17 protein-coding genes are annotated in these 15,084 nt (G+C 69.3%); 10 read left to right on the top strand and 7 right to left on the bottom strand.

All coding sequences use genetic code 11. From position 1 onward, the window contains the following. Positions 1-2: 2 nt before the first annotated feature. Positions 3-1,127 (bottom strand): erythromycin esterase family protein, encoded by a 1,125-nt coding sequence (locus ON31_RS18115; RefSeq protein ID WP_039815218.1) that lies wholly within the window; start codon positions 1,125-1,127, stop codon positions 3-5. A gap of 81 nt (positions 1,128-1,208) precedes the next feature. Here ON31_RS18115 and ON31_RS18110 point away from each other — a divergent pair, with 81 nt between their 5' ends. Together ON31_RS18110 and ON31_RS18105 are read left to right on the top strand one after the other, a co-directional pair. After that, on the top strand, positions 1,209-1,931 hold the full coding sequence (locus ON31_RS18110; RefSeq protein WP_039815216.1) for a TioE family transcriptional regulator: 723 nt from the start codon (positions 1,209-1,211) through the stop codon (positions 1,929-1,931). 64 nt (positions 1,932-1,995) lie between these two features. Further along, on the top strand, positions 1,996-3,021 hold the full coding sequence (locus ON31_RS18105; RefSeq protein WP_039815242.1) for an alpha/beta hydrolase: 1,026 nt from the start codon (positions 1,996-1,998) through the stop codon (positions 3,019-3,021). Positions 3,022-3,037: 16 nt separating this feature from the next. Here the strand turns inward: ON31_RS18105 and ON31_RS18100 are convergent, their stop codons facing one another. Next, a complete protein-coding gene (locus tag ON31_RS18100; protein WP_081592546.1) occupies positions 3,038-3,790 on the bottom strand; it encodes an alpha/beta fold hydrolase in 753 nt (250 codons plus the stop codon). Positions 3,791-3,866: 76 nt separating this feature from the next. Between ON31_RS18100 and ON31_RS18095 the strand changes: the two genes are divergently transcribed. Then, complete coding sequence (locus ON31_RS18095; protein ID WP_039815214.1) at positions 3,867-4,472, top strand: TetR/AcrR family transcriptional regulator; 606 nt, start codon at positions 3,867-3,869, stop codon at positions 4,470-4,472. A 338-nt stretch (positions 4,473-4,810) separates the two neighbouring features. On the opposite strand, the gene ON31_RS18090 is transcribed toward ON31_RS18095, so the two are convergent. Both ON31_RS18090 and ON31_RS18085 read right to left on the bottom strand, forming a co-directional pair. Beyond that, positions 4,811-5,683, bottom strand: a complete 873-nt coding sequence (locus ON31_RS18090; protein ID WP_039815212.1) for an LLM class flavin-dependent oxidoreductase — start codon at positions 5,681-5,683, stop codon at positions 4,811-4,813. A 52-nt stretch (positions 5,684-5,735) separates the two neighbouring features. Further along, on the bottom strand, positions 5,736-6,617 hold the full coding sequence (locus ON31_RS18085; protein ID WP_039815210.1) for an alpha/beta fold hydrolase: 882 nt from the start codon (positions 6,615-6,617) through the stop codon (positions 5,736-5,738). A gap of 89 nt (positions 6,618-6,706) precedes the next feature. Here ON31_RS18085 and ON31_RS18080 point away from each other — a divergent pair, with 89 nt between their 5' ends. The 5 genes from ON31_RS18080 (at position 6,707) to ON31_RS38030 (ending at position 9,613) form a co-directional block, all read left to right on the top strand. Continuing rightward, positions 6,707-7,546 (top strand): N-formylglutamate amidohydrolase, encoded by an 840-nt coding sequence (locus ON31_RS18080; protein WP_051037434.1) that lies wholly within the window; start codon positions 6,707-6,709, stop codon positions 7,544-7,546. Positions 7,547-7,586: 40 nt separating this feature from the next. Continuing rightward, positions 7,587-8,591 (top strand): malate dehydrogenase, encoded by a 1,005-nt coding sequence (locus tag ON31_RS18075; protein ID WP_039815208.1) that lies wholly within the window; start codon positions 7,587-7,589, stop codon positions 8,589-8,591. A 201-nt stretch (positions 8,592-8,792) separates the two neighbouring features. Further along, the gene (locus tag ON31_RS38040) at positions 8,793-9,041 is read left to right on the top strand and encodes a transposase (RefSeq protein WP_255222158.1); all 249 of its coding nucleotides are present in this window, start codon (positions 8,793-8,795) and stop codon (positions 9,039-9,041) included. Positions 9,042-9,081: 40 nt separating this feature from the next. Next, a complete protein-coding gene (locus tag ON31_RS38035; protein WP_255222157.1) occupies positions 9,082-9,285 on the top strand; it encodes a transposase in 204 nt (67 codons plus the stop codon). Positions 9,286-9,364: 79 nt separating this feature from the next. After that, a complete protein-coding gene (locus ON31_RS38030) occupies positions 9,365-9,613 on the top strand; it encodes a hypothetical protein (protein WP_255222156.1) in 249 nt (82 codons plus the stop codon). Between the two features lie 87 nt (positions 9,614-9,700). On the opposite strand, the gene ON31_RS35690 is transcribed toward ON31_RS38030, so the two are convergent. Continuing rightward, on the bottom strand, positions 9,701-10,210 hold the full coding sequence (locus ON31_RS35690) for an HAD family hydrolase (RefSeq protein WP_039815207.1): 510 nt from the start codon (positions 10,208-10,210) through the stop codon (positions 9,701-9,703). Positions 10,211-10,451: 241 nt separating this feature from the next. Between ON31_RS35690 and ON31_RS18060 the strand changes: the two genes are divergently transcribed. Continuing rightward, positions 10,452-11,879: an RNA-guided endonuclease TnpB family protein gene (locus tag ON31_RS18060; RefSeq protein WP_115061582.1), complete on the top strand. Its 1,428-nt coding sequence runs from the start codon at positions 10,452-10,454 to the stop codon at positions 11,877-11,879. A 53-nt stretch (positions 11,880-11,932) separates the two neighbouring features. On the opposite strand, the gene ON31_RS18055 is transcribed toward ON31_RS18060, so the two are convergent. Beyond that, on the bottom strand, positions 11,933-12,811 hold the full coding sequence (locus ON31_RS18055; protein ID WP_039815206.1) for a TIGR03619 family F420-dependent LLM class oxidoreductase: 879 nt from the start codon (positions 12,809-12,811) through the stop codon (positions 11,933-11,935). A 247-nt stretch (positions 12,812-13,058) separates the two neighbouring features. On the opposite strand from ON31_RS18055, the gene ON31_RS18050 reads away from it, so the two are divergent. Then, entirely contained in the window at positions 13,059-13,808 is a 750-nt protein-coding gene (locus ON31_RS18050) for an SDR family oxidoreductase (protein WP_039815205.1), read from the top strand. A 129-nt stretch (positions 13,809-13,937) separates the two neighbouring features. On the opposite strand, the gene ON31_RS18045 is transcribed toward ON31_RS18050, so the two are convergent. Continuing rightward, a partial coding sequence (locus tag ON31_RS18045; RefSeq protein WP_039815204.1) for a hypothetical protein occupies positions 13,938-15,084 on the bottom strand: 1,147 nt, incomplete at its 5' end.

The raw sequence follows: 15,084 nt of genomic DNA, 5'->3' as shown, positions 1-15,084 counted from the left end.
GGTCAGGCGATGTGGAGCACCGCGTCGGTGCCAGCCAGGATGGCCGGGTCGAGGGGGAAGTAGCCCTGCGGTTGGGTGACGTCGGTGCGGACGCGGGCGGAGGGGAGATCGCGGGTGGGGAGGAGGCCCCAGGTGGGGAAGCGGTGCTGGAGGAAGCCCTCGAAGGTGTCGGCCGTGGGATCGTTCAGTTCGATGGCGTCGCTGTGGCCCAGGCTGCCCGCGATGAAGGTGTAGCGGTCGCCGAGGAACTGGGCCGCGATGGCACCGGTGGGGAACCAGGTGACATCCAGTTCGCCCATGGGCATATGGGTCTGCGTGCGCTGCAGGTGACTGTTGTGGGCGAAGACCAGGGTGGGGCCGCGGTCGGCTTCGATGTCGCGGATCTCGAGCAGGTTCTGCGCCATGAGCACGTCGCGGGTGCTGCTGAGCAGGGAGATGCGCGCCTCGGGCTGGAGTGGACGGGCGGCTTGGCGGTGGTAGCGGAGCAGTCCGAGCGCGGCGGTGAGGTGGGCTCGGGCGCGCAGCCACCGGGCGCGTGAGGTCTTCGCGATCAGTGCGGGGGAGCGGCCGTACAACTGGCTGAGCATGTCGTCACCGATCGCCGCCAGCTTCGCGGCCTCGGCGGTCGCGCCCGGCGACACCGTCGGATCCAAGACCGCCTCCGTGCGGCTCCACCGTTCGTCCTCGCCGAGCAGATCCGTCAGCTCGAGATCGAGTTCCAGGTAGTCCCGGGCGAATTCGAGGTAGCGGCGGGGGCTGGGGGCGCTCATCTTCTCCAGCGGGGCGTCGATGCCGTGGAAGGCCACCCGCTGCTCGGGTGGTCGGCCCTCGTTGTACTGGCGCAGCCAGACGACCAACTCGCGATTGGCCTCCAGCTCGCCGAAGCCGTGCGAGATGCCCTCGCGCAGCACCGTATCGAGATCGCCTATCCCCTCCTGGACGAAGTCGTCCACGGTGAAACCGGCGACGCGATCGGATTCCAGTGCGACGGAGCGGAAGCCGCACTCCACCAGTCGGGCGAACAGGTCGTTGCGCAGCCGCGCGAAGGCGGGTTCGAAATGCGTGGGTTCACCCAGGCCCACGAGTTCACATGACGGGGTGAGGAAGTCTCGAATGTCCTGGCTCATGTATTTCGATCGTATCGTTGAAAACTCTGTGGAAACTTGCCCACCGGTTACCCCGTATTCGGCAGGTAAACTCTCAAACCGATGGTCACTCTGCGCCCCGCCGACCTCGCACGTGAGCACGGCATCTCGACCCAGGCCGTCCGCAACTACGAGCGGGACGGTTTCCTGCCGCCCGCGCGGCGCACCCCCAGCGGCTACCGGGTCTACACCGAGACGCACGCGGCGGCGTTGCGCGCCTACCTGGCGTTGATTCCCGCCTTCGGGCACGCGGCGAGCGGGCGCATCATGAACGCGATCCACGACGGCGCGCTCGACGACGCGCTGACGGTCATCGACGGCGGCCACGGACAGTTGCGGCGCGACCGCGAGACGCTGGTGTCGGTGCGGGCGGCGGTCGAGCAACTCACCGCGGCGCCGCACGAGGCCACGGGGCGGACCGGCACCCGGACCATCGGCGAGCTGGCCCGACTGCTCGGACTCACCCCGGCGACCCTGCGCACCTGGGAGGAGGCGGGCATTCTGGCTCCGGATCGCGAACCGGTCACCGACTATCGGCTGTACCGCCCGGCCGATGTACGCGATGCCGAACTGGCCCATCTGCTCCGGCGCGGCGGATACCCGCTGGCGTACATCGCGACGGTGGTCCAGCAGATTCGCGCGGCGGGCGGCACGGACCGGCTGGCCGCGGCCCTGGCCGGGTGGCAGCGGCAGCTCACCGCGCGCGGCGTCGCCATGCTCGAGGCGGCCGGGCAGCTCGGAGGCTATCTCCGCGCCTCGGGCATCGATACCGGGCCGCACGGCTGAGCGGGGCGGTTACGGTACCAGGGTGATTCGTCGACACCTCCCGTACGGCAGGCGGGCCGCCGCCCTGATCGCCGCGATCGTCGCGCTAGCCGGAATCGGACTCGTGACGCCCGCCGCCGCGGCGGGCGATCCGGTCATGGACTCGCGACAGCTGCTGGCCGATCCGGTCGCGCCGAACGGTTCGCGAATCATGAAGGTGACCTTCACCGACGACCGCACGCTCCGGCTGTTCGTGTACTCGGCCGCGATGGAGCAGTACTTCCCGGTCGATGTGCAGCGCCCCGCCGATGCCTCGGTGCCGCGGCCGACCCTGTATCTGCTCAATGGCGCGGACGGCGGTGAGGGTACGGCGAATTGGCAGACCAAAACCGATATCGTCACCGGCTTCCTCGCCGACAAGAACGTGAACGTGGTGCAGCCGATCGGCGGTGCGTTCACCTACTACACCGACTGGATCGCACCCGACCCGGAGCGCGGAAAGATCAAGTGGCGCACCTTCTTCACCGAGGAGCTGCCCCCGCTCATCGATGCCGCACTGGGCACCAACGGCGTCAATGCCGTTGCCGGACTGTCGACTTCGGGAACCGCCGTGCTCAACCTGCCCATCCACAAGCCCGGCCTGTACCGCGCGGTCGCCGCCTATTCCGGCTGTGCCCAGTCCGCCGACCCGGTCGGACGCGAGTTCATCAAGCTGGCCGTGGAGGTCTGGGGCGGCGGCGACGTCGAGAATATGTACGGCCCCGTCGGCGCTCCCGCCTGGACCGAGAACGACCCGGTCGTCGATGCCGACGGGCTCCGCGGTCTCGACCTCTACCTGTCCACCGGCAATGGCCTCCCCGGCATCCACGACGTCCTGGACAGCAAGTACTCCGCGGGCAGCGGCCCCCGCGTGCTGGCCAACCAGCTGCTCGTCGGCGGCGTCATCGAGGGCGCCACCAACTACTGCACCCACAATCTCAAAACCCGCCTGGACGCCCTGAACATCCCCGCCACCTACAACTTCCGGCCCTCCGGCACCCACTCCTGGGGTTACTGGCACGACGACTTCATCGACTCCTGGCCGGTCCTGGCCCGCGGCATGGGCCTGTAGTCGCGGCGGATGGCGATCACGGCCCGCCGACGCGGCTCCGCGCGGCGGTCCGTCCGCCCATACCGCGCCCGAGTCTCAGATGGCGGCATTCGGTGGCGATGGCGGCCGCCAGGGCCGCGGGTTGGTCGCGGGCCACCAGGTGTCCGGCCTGCGGGATCTCGGTCACCGTGGCATGGGGGGCCGTGTTCCGGAAGCGGGCGATGTCGTCGTCGGACAGCGGGGTGTCGGTGCCCGCGCGGACCAGCCGGAGGGGCAGGTCGAGAGTAGCGGTGAGCCGCCGCAGGCGCGGCAGTTGGGCGAGGATGTCCTCGACGAGTTCGGTGTAGCCGTCGAGCACACCGGCGTCGGCGAGGAAGCGGCGGGCGCGGGCGGGGTCGATATCGGGGACGACGTCCACCAGGACCAACCGCGCCACCCGGTCGCGGACCGCGGGATCCGCGAGGGCGGCGAGGGTGGCGAGTCCGCCCAGGGACGCGCCGACCACCAGACAGCCCGGCGGTTCGGCGAGCACCATCGCGCCGACATCGGCAGCGCAGGGCGCGAACGTCTTTCGCTCGCCGCCGGATTCGCCGTGGCCGCGCTGGTCGTAGGCCACGCACCGGAATCCCGCCGCCGAGAGCAGCGTCGTCACCGGGGTCCATACCTGTCGCTGTTCGCCACCGGCGTGCAGCAACAGGACGGACGGGCCGGTGCCGATCTCCTCGCCGTGTAGCACGACCGAGTCGGGGCGGGTGAGGCGTCGTGGTCGGGAAGTGGCTGGGTCGGTCATGGCCGGTCCTCCTACCTTGCGGTGTCAAGGTAGACCGTAGGCGGGTTGCTTTGGTGCGTCAAGGTAAGGTGGCGGCGTGACCGCATCACGTGTACGCCGCGCTCCCGACGAAGCGCGTCGGCTGATCCTGGACGCCGCCGAGCGGCTGCTCGCCGAGGGTGGGGTGGCCGCGGTCCAGGTCCGTGCCGTCGCGGCCGCGGTCGGCATGACCGACGCGGGGGTCAACCACCACTTCGGAAATCGGGACCGGCTACTGGAGGCTCTGCTGCGCCACGGCGGCCGCGAGATCCGGGCCGGACTTCGGCAGGTGCTGGACTCGTGGCTCGACCGCGACGCCGACCTCGGCGAACTGGTCGAGGCCCTGGCGGGCTTCTACCGGCAGGGGTACGGGGAATTGGCCGTCGCCCTGCACGCCGCCGGTTGGCGCGATACCGAATCGGGCATGCTCGCTCCGGTCGTCGACGCCCTGCACGCGCTGCGGCCCGATGCCGCCGACACTCCGATCGACGACACCCGGCTGGCCGTCGCGGCCCTGCATCAGGCGCTCGCCACCGAACCACTGTACGGCGGGCCGTTCCGCCGCAGCGCCGGTCTCACCGGCCGGGCGGCCGATACTTCGGACGGCCAAAAACGCTGGTGGACAGAGCATCTCGCCCGTTCGCTGGGACTGGATCCGCGCTAGCGCAGACCTGTCCCGGTGTCGTTCCTGGCGACGGTTCGCGCGCCAGCCCTTTCGCGGGGCGACGACCGTGTGTTCAGCCGCCGATGACACTGTAGGTGGCCGCGTATCGACGGCGTGGGTGACGGCGCGGGCTATGGTCGTGGCCGCGTGATGGTGTGCGTGCCGCGCGATGGCGGTGTTCTCGGCCGCGCGGCGACAGCGTGCTCGGTCGCGCGACGGCGGCACGCTGTGGCGTCGCCCATATTCCGGCGTTCCCGGGAGCGGCGGCGTGCCGATCGACGCGAGCTCGCGGCCGCCGGCGACGCCGCGGTGCCGACCGGGACGCTGCCGTCGTGTTTTCAGGGGACCAGGGGGCGGACCCGGTCGGCGACGAAGCGAATGAAACCCTCCGGATCGGGCTCATCGGCGGTGGGTTCGAGGATGACGCTGGTGGCACCCGCCTCGGACCAGCGGGTAACGGCGTCGGCGATGGCGTGGGCGTCCCCGGCCACACCGATGCCCGCGATGGCATCGCGTCCCTGGGCGCGGAGTTCGGCGGCCACCCGGTCGGCGGCTCTCGGGCCGGTCGCGGCCAGGAGGTATACGACGATCGGGAAGGGTTGGCCGGTAACGGATTCGGGGCGAGCGGCGGCGACGATCCGGCTGGCTTCGCGAATGCCGTCGGCGGGAGTGGAACTGGTGAGGATGACGCCGTCGGCCGCCGCACCGACCAGCTGGAGGGTGCGGGGTCCGGTGGCGGCGGCCAGCATCGGCGGTGCGGCGGCGGGCGGCCAATCCAGGCCGACATCGTCGAGCCGCACGTAGCGACCCTTGACCGTCAATCGGTCACCACGCAGCAGCCCCCGCAGCGCGTCGAGATACTCGCGCAGCAGGGTCAGCGGGGAGGCGGCGCGTGCGCCCACCTGCCCCATCCAGTCCTGTACCCCGTGCCCCACACCCCAGATCCCGCGCCCGGGGAACAGGCGTTCCAGCGTGGCGATCTCCATGGCGGTCACGGCGACATTGCGCAGCGGCACCGGCAGCACGCCGACGCCGACCCGCACCCGCTCCGACCAGGCCAGTGCCGCCGCGGCGGTCGAAATGCCGCCCTCGAGGAAGCAGTCCTCCCACAGCCACAGCTCCTCGAGGCCCGAATCATCCGCTGCCCGAACCGCATTGCGCAGCCGTTCGGGGGGAAGCTGGGGACGGAACACCACGCCGAGACTCGTCATGGTCCCTGCCTACCAGAATCCGGTATTCGCGTCCGGTGGATTTCGGGAGGGCTCAGGCCCGCGCGGGCTCATGCGCGCGCACGAACTCCAGGAAGCGGGGGATCACCCGGTCGGGGATCGCCCAGATCATGTCGTGTCCGACGCCGGGGTAGATCTCGATATCGGCATCCGGCCGCAGTCGACGGACGTGGTCGGCCGCCCACCCGGGATCCTGCACGACTGTGTCGCCGCCGAAGAGGGCCAGCAGCGGGGCGGATATCGCGGCGAAGCGCTCCTCGGGCAGCGGACGCGCCCACGGCATTCCCTGCCGAAAATCGAAGCTCGCCAACAGCATCGCCCAATTCGACTCGGTGAGCCGGGTGCGTGGAGCGATCCACTGGTTGAACTTCTCCATCTTCGCCCGCGTGGGGCGGAATCCGGCGACCATGAAGCGCCACAGCACTCGCCAGCTCGGCCGTGCGAAGGTGGCCGGAGCCGGTTCCAGCAGGCTCAGACTGACCACCCGGTCGGGGCGGTGGGCCGCGACCACGGCTGCCAGCCATCCGCCCAGGGAATAGCCCGCTACATGGACGTGATCGGCCCCGAGTCCGGCGATCGTCTCGGCTGCCCATTCGGCGATCTCGTTTTCGTCGCGCAGCGGAGCGGTCTGCACGCAGCGCCCGGCCCAGCCCATGACGTCGGGCGTGTACACCGTGCGGTCGTGTGCCAGCTCGGTGATGAACTGGCTCCAGAACAATCCGTTGCCCTGCATCCCGGGGAAGAGGAACAGCGGCGTTCCTTCCCCCGCCCCCGATCGGCGGACACGTGTTGTGCCGAAGGAGGTTTCGACGTCGATATCGGTCCAGGGCACCGGCCACGCCGCCGCCACGGCATCGTAGGCGCGCAGATAGGCGGCCCGCGCCGCGTCATCGGTGAACCGTCCGAGCTTGATCATGATCTCCCCCTACCGCTTGATGATACGAACATATCACGAAGATGGTATGTACGTATCATCAAGCGAGGGACATCGAAGGGAGTGAGTGCATGACGCAGCCGTGCGTGATCCTTCCGGGCGACCCGACGAGTCCGGTGGTGCTGCACGTGCCGCACGCGGGACGCGAGATTCCGCCCGACGTGCGCGCCGGAATCGCCCTGTCCGAGTCGGCGCTCGCGGCCGAGCTCGCCGAATCCACCGATACCGCAACCGATTCGATCGCCGCGACGGCGACCGAGCGAGCGGCGCGGCGGCCGTGGCGGGCGGTGCACCGCTACTCGCGGCTGGTGGTGGATCCGGAGCGCTTCCCCGACGCGAGCGAACCGATGCTGCGGCACGGGCGCGGCGCGGTGTACGAACGCACCTGCGGCGGTGCGGCTTTGCGCACGGGTACGGGGCCGACGGCCGATGAACTCCTGGCGCGATACTTCCATCCCTACGCCGCCGCCGTCACCGCCCTGGTGTCCGAGCGGCTGGCAGCCACGGGCGCTGCCGTGGTGATCGACGTGCACTCCTATCCGGCGCGTCCCTCGGCATTCGAGGATGCCGCCCGGCCGCGCCCGCCGATCTGCGTCGGCACCGACGCGGCCCACACCCCGCCCTGGCTCGCGGAGGCCGCGCGGCGCGTATTCGAGGCGGCGGGCGCGGTCGAGTTCGACACCCCGTACGCCGGTTGCTATGTCCCGCTGGCCCACTATCGCCGCGACCTGCGGGTCACCGCCGTCATGATCGAGATCCGTCGCGACCTGTACCTCGACGCGCACGGCGAACCCCGGCCCGCGGCCGTCGCCGATCTTGGTTCGATGCTCGCCGAACTGGCCGACGCCGCCACTGTCTACTCGCTCACGTCCGGCTCACCAACCGGGACCGGGCAGGGTGAGCGTGATTAGGGTGAACAGCGGAGTGTCCGACAAGCGCTAGGAGTTCGTCGTGAGCAGTGCCGCCCGACCCGTGACCGTCACCGTGACCGGTGCCGCCGGACAGATCGCCTACGGTCTGCTGTTCCGGATCGCCTCCGGGGCCATGCTCGGACCGGACACTCCGGTGCGGCTGCGACTGCTCGAGATCCCGGCCGCGGTGGGCTCTCTCGAAGGGGTCGCCATGGAACTCGAGGACGGCGCGTTCCCGCTGCTGTCGTCGATCGACATCTCCGATGACCCGTGGATCGGCTTCGACGGGGCGAATATCGCGCTGCTCGTCGGCGCGCGTCCCCGCACCGCCGGTATGGAACGCGCCGATCTGCTCGCCGCCAACGGTCCGATCTTCACCGATCAGGGCGCGGCCATCAATGCCAGTGCGGCCGACGACGTCAAGGTGCTGGTGATCGGAAACCCGGCCAATACCAACGCCTTCATCGCCGCGAGCAACGCACCCGACGTGCCCGCCGCGCGATTCACCGCGCTGACCCGGCTGGACCACAATCGAGCCATCGCCCAGGTGGCGAAGAAGACCGGCGTGCCCGCCGCCGATATCCACCGTATCGCGGTGTGGGGCAACCACTCCGCCACCCAGTATCCGGATATCAGCCACGCCACCGTGGCCGGACGGCCCGCGCCGGAGGTGATCGACGATCGCGCCTGGATCGAGCACGACTTCATTCCCACCGTGCAGCAACGGGGTACGGCCATCATCCAGGCGCGCGGCGCGTCGTCGGCGGCGAGTGCGGCCAGCGCCGCCATCGATCACGTCCACGACTGGGTGCTGGGCAGCGCGGCCGGGGACTGGGTGTCGATGGCGGTGCCGTCGGACGGTTCCTATGGGGTGCCGGAAGGGCTGATCAGCTCGTTCCCGGTCACCTGCGCGGACGGCGCGTACACCATCGTTCCCGATCTCGCCATCGACGAATTCTCCCGGGCGCGTATCGATCTCAGCGTGGCCGAGCTGGCGAGCGAGCGCGACGCCGTCATCGAGCTCGGCTTCGCCAAGCGGTCCTGAGCCGAGTGTTCCCGGTCAGCTCAGTGCCTGTCCGGGATCTGATCGCGTCGGGGAACAGACCGTGCGGAAGGTTGCCCGAACAGGCCAGATGTGGCGGAACCTCCTGGTAGCACAGGAATTACCACAAACCAAGTGCGCCAGAAGGTTCCGTCATGTCGTTCTACCCCTCCGCCACCGCCGCTGTCACCGGTATCGCTGAAAATGGCTGACCTTTTGTGTGGCCTGTCGATTCGGGCACGGCACCGCCCACCCCGCTACACCTACGACGCCACCGACGCCCAATGGGCGGTCATCGCCTCCCGGCTGCCCTGGCCGATCTGGCTCGACGGAGCCGGTGGCCGACCCGAGGAACACTGCCGACGCGAGATCGTCGACGCGATCTTTTACCTGGTCGACAGCGGGTGCAAATGGCGCAACCTGCCAGCGGACTTCCTGGTCCACCGTCCATGACACGTTCACCCGGTGGTGGGCCAACGGCGATGTCACCGCCGTGCACAACGACCTGCCCGACATGGTGCGCGAAGCCGAGGGACGCGAGGTCGACCCGACCGCCGCGATCATCGATTCGCAGTCGGTGCGCGCTGCGGAAACCGTCGGCGCCGGGTCACGCGGCTACGACGCCGGGAAGAAAGTGGCGGGTGTAAGCGCCACATCATCGTCGACTGTCTCGTCCTGCTGCTCGTGGTGCTGGTGACCGCCGCCAGCGTGCAGGACCGCGACGCCGCCGACCCGCGCTGACCCGACTACGCCTGCTGTTCGACACCATCACCCTGGTGTGGGCCGAAGGCATCTACACAGGCAAGCTCCTCACCTGGGCCAAGACTGCGCTCGCGCTCACTCTCGACATCTTCAAGCGCAACGATGACGTCTCCGGATTCATTGTCCTGCCCCGTCGTTGGGTGCTAGAACGGACCTGCTCCTGGATCAGTCGACGCCGCCGCTGCGTGCGCGACGACGAACGCCTACCCGACCATCACGAAGTGATGGTCATCTGGTCGATGATCATGCTTCTCTGCACTTGATCTTGGTGGTGGTCAGGTCTGGTGAATCTGGGTTCGCGTCGGTCCGTTTGGACGGCAGCGGTCGTTCGAGGTCCTGCCGAACGCGGACTATTCTGCTCCTGCGGTGTGCAGCAGCGTGTTCAGAGCGGTGATTGTTGTGGCGTTGTCGGTGTGATGGATCGTGGTCATTCCGGCCGCCGTAGCTCCGTCGAGCGCGATCTGTGCGTCGTCGACCAGGTCTTCGAAGCCATAGGCGCGTTGTTCCCGTTCCCGCGCGCCCACGAAGCTGTTGCTGATGATTCCGGTTCGATGGCGCGGCCGCAGGGTCTTCGCGTAGGCGATCAGCTCGCTGTTGGCGACCCCCAGGTATTGCCGCCAGATGTCCTCGATGAGTTCGTCGGCGGTATGGGGTTCGAGTTCGAGACGTCCGATAATCGCGTCGCGAAATGCGGGTTCGGTGATGGTGCCGATACTTCCTGCTGACCAGACGTCGGCGAGGCGCCCGACGATCTGGCCGCGTTCGAGGCCGAGTCGTTGTTCCCAGCGAATGTCGAAGTCCATCTCCTCGGTAACTTCGAGAACGCCTCCGATGTCGAAGATCACCGCGCTAAAAGGCATGGCGTCCAACCTATCTGTGTTCGAATCAGCGTGCTCGGCTGTAGCTGCTCGGCAGATCACGGCCGCAATCCTGAGACGGCTCAATCTGATACCGCGTTAGATTGATCGGTCGGCAATCCGAGATGTGTTCTCTGCGTGACACCGGCTGCCTGTGTTTGTGTACTGATCGCTTCGTGTCGTCCGGTGCTGATCGGATCGACCCCGGGTTTGTTGTCGGTGGTGTGTGTCACAGTCGTCGGTGATGAGCAGGCATACCACCTTCCGCTACCGCCTCGAGCCCACTGCCGAGCAGCACGCCACGCTGGCCCGGCACGCGGGCGCGGCGCGGTTCGCGTTCAACCAGTGCCTGCACCTGGTGAAAACCGCCCTGACACGCCGCACAACCGATCCCGGGTATCCGGTGCCGTGGACGGGGTTCAGTCTGATCAACGCGTTCAACGTCTGGAAGAAGACCGAGGCGGCCGGGCGGGTGTTCACCGTCGATACCGCCGGGGTCGCGCAAGTGCGGGTGACCGGGTTGGTGTGGCGGGATCAGGTGTGCCAGCAGGTGTTCGAGGAAGCCGCCGTCGACTGCGGCCGCGCCCTGACCAACTGGTCAGACTCCCGGAATGGCCGCCGTCAGGGCAGACGGGTCGGGTTTCCCCGCTTCAAGTCCAAACGACGTGCGACCCCGGCGTTCCGGCTGCGGAACAAGCCCGCGAAGAACGGCCGTCCGTCGATCCGGGTCGGTGACGGCGGTATCCCCCGCTCGGTCACCCTGCCCGGCCTCGGGGTAATCCGCGTACGGGAGGACACGCGCCGGTTGCGGCGGATGTTGGCCAAACACCGCGCGAAGGTTCTGTACGCCACCGTCACCGAGTGCGGTGGCCGGTGGTGGGTCAGCGTGGCCACCGAGGCCGCCGACCTGCATCCCGCCCACCGGCACCGGCCCCGCGACCCCGGCGACGAACACGGCGGGGTCGGGGTGGATCGAGGACTGTCGGCGTTCGTGATCGCCGCCACCACCGAGGGTAGTGAGGTCGCGCGCATCACCGCGCCCAAGCCCCTCGCTGCCGGGTTGGCCCGGCAGCGACGGTTGTCGAAAGCACTGTCCCGCACACGGAAAGGATCACGCAACCGGGACGAGGCCGCCGCGCGGTTGGCTCGGCACCATCGCAAGACCGCCGCGATTCGTCGTCACTTTCTGCATGAGGTCACCGGCAGGCTGGTCAAGACCCACGACCGGCTCGTCGTCGAGGACCTGCACGTAGCCGGAATGCTGCGCAACCACACCCTCGCCCGGGCGATCAGTGATGCCGGGTGGGCCGAGTTCGCTCGCATCCTGCGCTACAAACAGGAATGGCGCGCAGGCACCGTCGCTATCGCTGATCGCTGGTTCCCGTCGAGCAAGCTGTGTTCGCGTTGCGGCACCGTCAACCCGGGTCTGGGGTTGGCTGATCGGGTGTTCGCGTGCGGGTGTGGGCTGCGGCTGGATCGGGATGTGAACGCGGCGGTCAATCTCGCGCGCTGGCCTGCCACGGTGAAAGACGTATCTGGATCCCCGGACCTCCCAGCAGGGGGCCGGGTCACCAACGCCCGCCGACGGGAAGGCGCTGACCGACACCGCACGGGTGTCGGTGTAACCGGCCCGGTAGACGCGGGAACCGGCACTCGCCCGCTGGCGGTGTGAGTGCTGGACGCCCGAGAAGGGCGCTGTCGAATCAGCCCGTCAACCCGGGTTATTCAACAGGCTGTCAGCTTGGCGATCACATTGTCGCCGTACCACTTCAGCTTGGTGATCTTGTCCGCCAGCGACTCGGTGTCGTGCTCCATGGCATAGGAGTTGCGGAAGCCGACGATCAGATCGGTGATGCCCTTCTCCTCGAGGCGCTTCACCCCGTCGGGGGTGTAACCGTCGCGGGAGACGGCATGGATCTCGAACGGGGTGGTCAGGTCGCGCTCGGCGCGCAGTTCTTCGATGCGCGCCAGGTACTTGTCCAGATCCTCGGCGCTGCCGCCCGCGTGCATCCAGCCGTCGGACAGGCGCACCGCGCGCTGCAACGCGGCGTCGGAGTGGCCGCCGATCAGAATGGGCAGCGGCTCGGTGGGGGCGGGGGTGAGCTTGATGCGCGGAATGTCGTAGAACTCGCCGTGGTACTCGAAGTATTCGCCGGTGGAGAGGCCGCGCACGATCTCGATGCACTCGTCGAGCCGCTTGCCGCGCTTCTCGAACGGCACGCCCATGATCTGGAAGTCCTCCGGCCACGGGCTGATGCCCACGCCCAGGGCGAAGCGGTTGTTGCTCAGGCGGGCGAGGGAACTGGCCTGCTTGGCCACCAGTACCGGCGGGCGGATGGGCAGCTTCAGTACGAACGGCGTCAGTCGCAGCGTGGTGGTGGCCGCCGCGATGGCGGCCGACAGCACGAAGGTCTCGATGAACGGTTTGCCGTCGAGGAACTCGCGATTGCCGTCCTTGGTGTAGGGATATTTCGAGTCCGACTCCGCGGGGTAGGCGATGCTGTCGGCGACGGTCATGCTGTGGAATCCGGCGGCCTCCGCGGCCTGGGCCAGCGGGACGTAGTAGTCCGGATCGGTCATCGCCTCCGCATAGGTGAAGCGCATCGGGTCGTCCTCTCGACAGTGGGCGGGCGAAAACTAGAACAGATTCTAGTTCTTGCGCTGATGCTAGTCCGGCACCGCGGTGGTCCGCGACCGAACCGGCGATCCGAATCCGGACGGTGGACACGCCCAGGGGTGCATGGTCAGTCGTAGCGGGTGCGCCCGGGGTGCGGCGACCGCGGTCCCGGTGTCCGAGATCGGATCCGTCGGGCATTGCCCGGTGAATCTGCATCCTGTTCTAATCACAGCCATGACGATCGCCATCACCGGCTCCGCCTCGGGCATCGGCGCGGCCACCGCCGCCGTCCTGCGCGCCGCCGGGCACGACATCATCGGCATCGACCTGGCCGACGCCGACCTCACCGGCGACCTCACCGACGCGGACGTGCGGGCGGAAATCGTCGACCAGGTCCTCGAATGCGGCGGGGGAGTGCTCGACGGACTCGTCCTGTGCGCAGGCGTCGGGCCGCAGGTCCCCGACCCGATGCGCATTGTCGAGATCAACTACCGCAGCACCGTCGCCCTGCTCGATGCCCTGCTGCCCGCACTGCGCAAGGGGGAATCACCCGCGGCCGTGGTCGTGTCGTCGGTGGCGTCGACCCACCTGGCCTGGGCGCAGAACCCCATCGCCACCGGCACCGAGGCGGAGGCGTTCGCCTCCGCCGGGGACTACGCGGGCAGCTACGCCTACGCCGCCTCCAAGAACGCCGTCACCGTCGCGGTCCGCCGCCGCGCCGCCGAGTGGGGCGCGGCGGGGGTGCGGCTCAATGCCGTGGCGCCCGGCAGCGTCGAAACCCCGCTGCTGCAAGCGGGTCTGGACGACCCCCGCTACGGCGAGGCCATCCGCAACTTCACCTCACCCGTCGGCCGCAACGGCCGCCCGGAGGAGATCGCCGACCTGATCGCCTACCTGCTGAGCCCGCGCGCCGGATTCATCCACGGCGCGCAATTCGTCATCGACGGCGGCACCGACGCCCAGGCCCGACCGGAAGCCGTCTGAGCGTTGCCGCTCGGCCGCCGCGAACATTCCCGCGAGCGGGCCGGTCGGTTGATCCGCTCACGGTCGGCAGGTCCGCGACCGCCGGGACCGCCGCTCACCGGGTGGGATCTGCCGCCCTGCTGCGGTGGGTCAGGATGTGGCGTCGTGGTCGACGGAACGGTCCGCGGTGGCGGAGTCGCCGATGACTTCGGGGCTGGCCGGGCCGAGATTGCCGGTGAGTTCGGCTTCGCCGGAGTGGTTGTGGTGGGGTTGGACGGTGCGGGTGTGGTTGTCGTCGGTGCCACGCTGGCCCGCCGCGCCGCCGTAGGGCGCGCCCATGTAGCCACCCGGGGGCATGCCGCCGACGCCGGGAGCGCCGGGGGCGCCGGAGCCGAACGGGGAGCCCGCGGCGGGGGCGAGTTTGCCGCCGGGGATGGAGGAGCCGGGTCCGCCGGGCTTGGCGGCGAGTCCGCCGACACCGCCGATGCCGCCCGCGCCGCCACCTCCGGCTCCGCCGCCTCCACCGCCGAGACCGGCGGCCTTGGTGTCGAGATCGCCCGGGTTGGCCGGGATCGGGCCGGTACCGGCGGGTGTGGTGGCCTGGTCGATACCGGATTTCAGCAGTTCCTGAGCCTGCGACAGGATCGGCTGGCCGACATTCTGCGCCAGGGACTGGGCGACCTCGGCGGGGTTGGGTCCGCCGCCCCGGCCGAGCAGCGGACCCAGTACGCCGCTCAACTGCGCTGTGTAGGTGCTCAATTCGCCGCGGGTGGCGTTGACCACGGCCACCGCCGCGCCGAGATGCTCGGTGGCCGAGACGATCAGAGCGGCCTGACCGGGCGGGGTGAGCGCCACGGGGGCCATGGCGGTCGCCTGGGCGGCGAAGGATTGCGCGATGGCGGTGAGCTGTAGATTGCCGCGCTGGACCACCGCGGCGGCCTGTTCGGTGAGCGCGGAGATGTCGAAGCCGCGCTGGGCGGTCTCCGCGCCGTGGCTCTGTGCCTCCTGCCCGGCCGCCTGGGCGGCGGTGCCGGATGTGCCCTGCCACAGCGTCTCGACCGTCTTCAGCGCACCGGTGCCGATCTGCACGGCCCCCTCGATGAACTTCGAGGACTGACTCAGCAGGGTGGTCGGGTTCACCGCGCCCAACACCCCGGTGCCGAAGCCGTTCAGCAGGTCGAGAAACGGTGTGAACAGTGCGTCGAGACCCGGGATCGCGGGCAGTGCCATCCCGCTCAGCAGCGCCTGGACCGGATCGGCGGGCAGTGGCGGCAGCGCGCCCGGGGCGAGCCCCGCC

Origin of the sequence: Nocardia otitidiscaviarum NBRC 14405, from assembly GCF_000308635.1 — a bacterium.
Taxonomy (GTDB): Bacteria; Actinomycetota; Actinomycetes; order Mycobacteriales; family Mycobacteriaceae; genus Nocardia; species Nocardia otitidiscaviarum.
This window is presented reverse-complemented; position numbering and strand designations above follow the sequence as displayed.

Bases quoted from the DNA above. Each gene is read 5' to 3' on its own strand.
- ON31_RS18085 (WP_039815210.1), bottom strand. From the start codon at position 6,617: ATGATCAAGCTCGGACGGTTCACCGATGACGCGGCGCGGGCCGCCTAT.
- ON31_RS38040 (WP_255222158.1), top strand. From the start codon at position 8,793: ATGGCTGACCTTTTGTGTGGCCTGTCGATTCGGGCACGGCACCGCCCA.
- ON31_RS18055 (WP_039815206.1), bottom strand. From the start codon at position 12,811: ATGCGCTTCACCTATGCGGAGGCGATGACCGATCCGGACTACTACGTC.
- ON31_RS18060 (WP_115061582.1), top strand. From the start codon at position 10,452: ATGAGCAGGCATACCACCTTCCGCTACCGCCTCGAGCCCACTGCCGAG.
- ON31_RS18090 (WP_039815212.1), bottom strand. From the start codon at position 5,683: ATGACGAGTCTCGGCGTGGTGTTCCGTCCCCAGCTTCCCCCCGAACGG.
- ON31_RS18100 (WP_081592546.1), bottom strand. From the start codon at position 3,790: ATGACCGACCCAGCCACTTCCCGACCACGACGCCTCACCCGCCCCGAC.
- ON31_RS18050 (WP_039815205.1), top strand. From the start codon at position 13,059: ATGACGATCGCCATCACCGGCTCCGCCTCGGGCATCGGCGCGGCCACC.
- ON31_RS18080 (WP_051037434.1), top strand. From the start codon at position 6,707: ATGACGCAGCCGTGCGTGATCCTTCCGGGCGACCCGACGAGTCCGGTG.
- ON31_RS35690 (WP_039815207.1), bottom strand. From the start codon at position 10,210: ATGCCTTTTAGCGCGGTGATCTTCGACATCGGAGGCGTTCTCGAAGTT.
- ON31_RS18110 (WP_039815216.1), top strand. From the start codon at position 1,209: ATGGTCACTCTGCGCCCCGCCGACCTCGCACGTGAGCACGGCATCTCG.
- ON31_RS18115 (WP_039815218.1), bottom strand. From the start codon at position 1,127: ATGAGCCAGGACATTCGAGACTTCCTCACCCCGTCATGTGAACTCGTG.